4 protein-coding genes are annotated in these 5,509 nt (G+C 46.1%); 2 read left to right on the top strand and 2 right to left on the bottom strand.

Features of this window, described 5'->3' with window-relative positions; all coding sequences use genetic code 11:
- Nucleotides 1-455 precede the first annotated feature (455 nt).
- Complete coding sequence (gene mutS, locus QUA58_RS30720; RefSeq protein ID WP_333397911.1) at nucleotides 456-3,098, bottom strand: DNA mismatch repair protein MutS; 2,643 nt, start codon at nucleotides 3,096-3,098, stop codon at nucleotides 456-458.
- A 567-nt stretch (nucleotides 3,099-3,665) separates the two neighbouring features.
- On the opposite strand from mutS, the gene QUA58_RS30725 reads away from it, so the two are divergent.
- On the top strand, nucleotides 3,666-4,832 hold the full coding sequence (locus tag QUA58_RS30725) for a zinc-dependent alcohol dehydrogenase (RefSeq protein ID WP_333397913.1): 1,167 nt from the start codon (nucleotides 3,666-3,668) through the stop codon (nucleotides 4,830-4,832).
- A gap of 27 nt (nucleotides 4,833-4,859) precedes the next feature.
- Nucleotides 4,860-5,069, top strand: a complete 210-nt coding sequence (locus QUA58_RS30730; RefSeq protein ID WP_333397915.1) for an acetyltransferase — start codon at nucleotides 4,860-4,862, stop codon at nucleotides 5,067-5,069.
- Nucleotides 5,070-5,288: 219 nt separating this feature from the next.
- Here QUA58_RS30730 and QUA58_RS30735 read toward each other — a convergent pair.
- Nucleotides 5,289-5,509: hypothetical protein (locus tag QUA58_RS30735; RefSeq protein WP_333397917.1), on the bottom strand; the 221-nt coding region annotated here is incomplete at its 5' end.

Here is a 5,509-nt window from a genome sequence, read left to right on the forward strand (position 1 = left end):
GAGCGCAGTGAGTTGGAAACTCTCATGCTGCGTTCTCAGGGGAGGGGAGAGCGGCGACGCTCGAACCTTACCCGACGAGGGAGATACGGCGACGTATGCTCTCTTACCCGACAGTCGCAAGCACGGTTTTGTAGGAGAGATGGTAGAGGACACTCTGCCATCGACTCTCTAACAGCATCGGAATAGTAAAATCCAGTCAACACTCAACAATCACAGATGGTGCAACCAACCGGAATCCATCTAATTCATCTGCGTTAATCTGTGTTAATCTGCCTATATCTGCGGTCAAAAAAGAGAATTTATTCACCGCAGATAACAAGGGATTGACGCTGATTCACGCGCTTGTCGAGAATAGAGATAGGAATAATTCCGATTCTAACAGATTTGATATGAAAGGCTTATTGAAAAGGGTGCACTATAGAAGTTACTACAAACTTTTTTTACCACCGGAAATTTCAATCATCAAAAATATCCAACTGTTCGCCCTCAGACTCTTTTTTGCCATCTTTTTTAACACCCTTTCGTAGCCCGATCGCAATTTTGCTATGTTTCTCAATCTGCTTCATCACCTGTCTCGCCCGGTCAATCACCGACGGCGGTAAACCGGCCAATCTGCCCGCTTCAATTCCGTAAGATTTGTCAGCACCTCCCGGCTGAACTTGGTGCAAAAATACGATTTGATCCGGCAATTCTTTCACTGTCACCTGATAATTTGCGACATTATCCAAAATAGAAGCTAACTCATTTAATTCGTGATAGTGAGTCGCAAAAATTGTCCGCGCCCGAATCTCGCTGGCTAAATATTCTGCCACAGACCAAGCAATCGAAAGTCCGTCAAAAGTTGCCGTTCCCCTGCCAATTTCATCTAACAAAACCAATGATTGCGGCGTCGCGTGATTGAGAATATTGGCAGTTTCGTTCATTTCCACCATAAACGTAGACTGACCCGTTGCCAAATCATCTACTGCGCCGACGCGGGTAAAAATGCGATCGCAAATTCCCAAAGTCGCAGCTTTCGCCGGCACAAAACTGCCCATCTGCGCCATTAACTGGATCAAACCCACCTGCCGCAAGTAGCAGCTTTTCCCACTAGCATTCGGCCCCGTTAAAATTATTAAATCGGGGCGATTTAGCGATGCTTCCCGACCCAAAAAAGCCGAATTCGGAACAAAAAATCCCGGCGGCAAAGACTTTTCCACCACAGGATGACAACCTTCAATAATTTTAATTTCCCGACTTTCTGTCATAGTCGGGCGGCAGTAATTCTGGTAAACTGCTACTTCTGCTAAACCGCACAAAATATCCGCCGCCGCCACGGCGCGGGAAACGTTGCGAATAATTTCGGCGTGTTCTCCTACCTCCGATCGCACTTTTGCAAAAATATCGTATTCCAACTGATTTAAATCTTCCCGCGCCGTCAGAATCCGCACTTCTCTTTCTTTTAATTCTTCAGTGCTGTAGCGTTCTTCATTGGTGAGAGTTTGCTTACGGGTGTAGTCGTTCGGCACTTGGTCTACTTTCGATTTTGTAATGCTGATGTAATAACCGAAAGCTTTATTGTAGCCAACTTTTAAATTAGAAATTCCGGTGCGTTTTCTCTCGGTTGCTTCTAAATTAGCAATCCATTCTTGGTCTGCTGACGCAGTGTGGCGCATTTCATCTAGCATGGGATTGATTCCCGATCGAATCAAACCTCCTTCTTTTAAATGAATCGGCGGTTCATCAACTAAATGAGCGTGAATTTTACTTGCTAATTCTTCTAAAATTGGCGGTACATTTTGCAGGGCTTTCAAATAAGGCGAGATCCCTTGGGCTGCGATCGAGGCTAATTCCGGCAATTTCGAGAGAGAATCTGCTAAAGCGACTAAATCCCGCGCGCTAGCTGTTCCAGAACCGGCGCGCCCTGTCAGTCTTTCGATGTCGTAAATTTGGCGCAGCAACTGCTGCAAATCTTGGCGGAGGGCGTTATTTTCTACTAATTCTTGAATCGTGTCGTGTCGGGCGCAAATGCCTTTAATGTTGAGCAAAGGTTGCAGCACCCAGCGGCGCAAAGCGCGGCCTCCCATTGCGGTGCTGGTTTTGTCTATAGCCCACAGCAGCGAACCATGAAAAACCCCATCTCTCACTGTTTGAGTAATTTCGAGATTGCGCCTGGTTTGGTAGTCTAGGGTGAGAAAATCGGTGAGAGTATAAGTGTGCAATCTTTGCAAAGAAACTGCTTTTTCCTTTTGAGTTTCTTCGAGATATTGCAGCAAACCGCCGGCGGCGCGCACTGCGAAGGAAAGGTGTCCGCATCCCATGCCTTCGAGCGATCGCACTTTGAACTTTTGCAGGATTCTCTGTTTTGCTTCGGACAAAGTAAACGGAATTTGCGATCGCAAAGAATAGCAAAACGAAGTCGGCAAACAATCGGGTAAATGCTCTGATTTCTCTCCGGGCCTCAACATCGTCACCAAATCCGGCGCATTAGTTAGCACCACATTAGTTGGAACCAGCACTTCCGAAGGCTGCAAGCGCAGCAATTCTAGAGTTAATTGTTCTAAACTGTCTGCTTGGGTAGTGACGAATTCTCCCGTAGAAATATCTGTATAAGCTAATCCCCAATGTTCCCCAGCGATGACGACTGCTGCTAAAAAATTATTTTGTCTGGGTTTGAGCATTCCATCATCCGTCAAAGTTCCGGGAGTGAGAATGCGGGTAATTTCTCGCTTGACTTGGCGACCTTCACGGGCGGCAATCGAAGCATCTTCAACTTGGTCGCAAACTACCACAGCATACCCTTTTTCTACTAACTGAGAACTGTAGCGGTCGAGGGCGTGGTGCGGCACTCCTGTCATCGGCACTCTACCGATTTCTTTGCCGCTTTCTTTGCTAGTACAAACAAGTTCTAATTCCCGCGAAATTGTCACGGCATCTTGGAAAAAACACTCAAAAAAATCTCCGACTCGAAACAATAAAAGTGCGTGGGGATACTGTTCTTTCACTTCCACATACCGCTGCATCATCGGAGTTAGCTTGGTGAATTCTAGTAGGCGGTGGTCGGCATTGCGGATGTTGGGTTGATTGGGGTCTGTTGGGGTAGATGCAGTGTAAGGCATAAAAGGCGATCGATAAATTTTAATCTTTAACAACTTTAGCGCAAGCTCGGCTTTTAGCTATAACTAATGATACAATTTTTGACGATTAATCCTCCTTAAGCAGGGTGCGTGATTCTCAAGATTTGGGCGGAGTGTTTAGCTATACAAAAGTCACGCACCCTACTTAATAATCGATAAACCCGCTTTTACTTGAGAAGTTTTCGGTCGCTGCTTATCTAATGTGAGCCAAGTTTTCGCACTCAGTGAGAAAAATGCAAAAATATTATTGATTGTGAGAGGCGAGCGCGCGGCGATCGCCGCGCGCTCCCTCAGCCATGTCGCTGTTAGCTGTTGGCGGTTAACAGAAGAATGTGAAATCCCCTGCAATTTAGTCTGGATAAGCTCTACCTTTTTTGTTATTGAAAACAACCGAAAGATAGATTTATAAATTATACCTCGGATAGAGAGAGAATATATTTTATATGCTTAAAATTAAAACATCCAAGCAGGTAATTTATCGGCGTAGTAAATTTAAGATTTAGAATCAAAAATCTGCTAGCTAGTAGTTAACTAGAGGAAAACGAACTAATGAAAGCTCTTTGCTGGCACGGAGCAAATGATGTGCGAGTTGATAATGTACCAGACCCAACAATTATCAATCCGCGCGATGCGATAGTTAAAATCACGTCTACAGCAATCTGTGGCTCTGATTTGCACCTCTATAACGGCTTCATCCCGACAATGCAATCGGGCGACATCATGGGCCACGAATTCATGGGGGAAGTAGTCGAACTCGGCAGCGAAGTTAAGAACTTGAAAAAGGGCGATCGCGTTGTAATTCCTTTTACGATTTCTTGCGGCAGTTGTTTCTTTTGCAACAAGGACTTGTGGTCGCTGTGCGATAACTCGAACCCGAATGCGGCCTTGGCTGAAAAAATCTACGGTCATTCACCGGCGGGACTGTTTGGCTACTCTCATTTAACGGGTGGCTATGCAGGAGGTCAAGCAGAATACGCGCGGGTTCCGTTTGCAGATGTCGGCCCTTTAAAAATTCCAGACGGACTTTCTGACGAACAAGTATTGTTCCTCACTGATATCTTTCCCACCGGTTATATGGCGGCCGAAAACTGCAATATTCAGCCGGGAGATACTGTTGGTATTTGGGGATGCGGCCCAGTCGGACAATTTGCGATCAGAAGTGCGTTTATGCTGGGGGCCGATCGAGTAATTGCGATCGACAGAGTACCGGAACGCTTGCAAATGGCGGCCGCGGCTGGGGCTGAAATCATCAACTACGAAGAAATGGACGCGGGGGAAGCCGTCACCGAAATGACGGGGGGACGCGGGCCAGACGCTTGTATCGACGCGGTGGGAATGGAAGCCCACGGTACCGGTTTCGATGCTTTGTACGACAAAGCCAAGCAAGCTGTGCGCTTGGAGAGCGATCGGCCTACCGCGCTGCGACAAGTAATCCTCGCCTGTCGCAAAGGCGGCACAGTCTCAATTCCCGGCGTTTACGGCGGTTTTGTTGACAAAGTGCCCCTAGGTGCAGCTTTCAACAAAGGCTTGACCATGAAAATGGGACAGACGCACGTTCACCGCTATTTGCGCCCTTTGCTCGATCGGGTTCAAAAAGGCGAAATTGACCCCTCATTCGTGATTACGCACCGAATGAAATTGGATGAAGCGCCCCACGCCTACGAGATTTTCAAACAGAAAAAAGACAACTGCATCAAAGTTGTCCTCACACCCTAACTCACCATTAATTGACAAGGAGAAACTATGCTTTTACAAGAAAAAGAATCCGGCGATTTGATAGAAATCATCGACATTGAGACTTTAGTCAGCCCTACAAAAAAAGAGGTGGGGGGCAAAAGTCAAGCAGGTCAAGAGGAGCAAGAGCCTGCTACTTTTGAGAAGAATAAATTGGTTTTTCCGTCTGGGGAAGTTCTGCCGCGCTGCTGGACTGAGGAAGATTATAAAACTAACTGATTCAACAGTAATTAAGGACTAAAGTCCTTACTAAAAACAAAATCCGGGACTTGAGACCCGGATTTGCTAATTAATTACTTAAGGACTGAAGTCCTTACTAGCAACCATCTTTTTGTAAGAAGTCAAATCAATAACAGCAAATAACTTATGACTGGAGTTTAGACTAAAAAACGATCGCATCTAAAAGTAGCTGCCTTGGAAGATCCGGCAAGCTGTTGCTCAAAAACTCAAGAGAGAGAAGGTTAAATAGCCAATCTTGAAGACTTTTTGCGTCGAGAAACCCGTTTTTTCACAGTGGGATAGCATGGTGCCTTGGTACGTACCTTTCCTTGTTCCCAGCCGGGAGATTTTCCCCTCTGCGCAAGGCATTTTTGCGGGAGTACCAATGTCAACTAAAAGCGACAACATTGATTGAGCAACACGTCCAGGGGTTAAATTAA

This window comes from Microcoleus sp. N9_A1 (assembly GCF_036701795.1).
In the GTDB taxonomy this organism is placed as follows: Bacteria; Cyanobacteriota; Cyanobacteriia; order Cyanobacteriales; family Microcoleaceae; genus Microcoleus.

Excerpts from the sequence above, each read along its gene's own strand:
- QUA58_RS30725 (WP_333397913.1), top strand. The coding sequence starts at position 3,666 with ATGAAAGCTCTTTGCTGGCACGGAGCAAATGATGTGCGAGTTGATAAT.
- QUA58_RS30730 (WP_333397915.1), top strand. The coding sequence starts at position 4,860 with ATGCTTTTACAAGAAAAAGAATCCGGCGATTTGATAGAAATCATCGAC.
- mutS (WP_333397911.1), bottom strand. The coding sequence starts at position 3,098 with ATGCCTTACACTGCATCTACCCCAACAGACCCCAATCAACCCAACATC.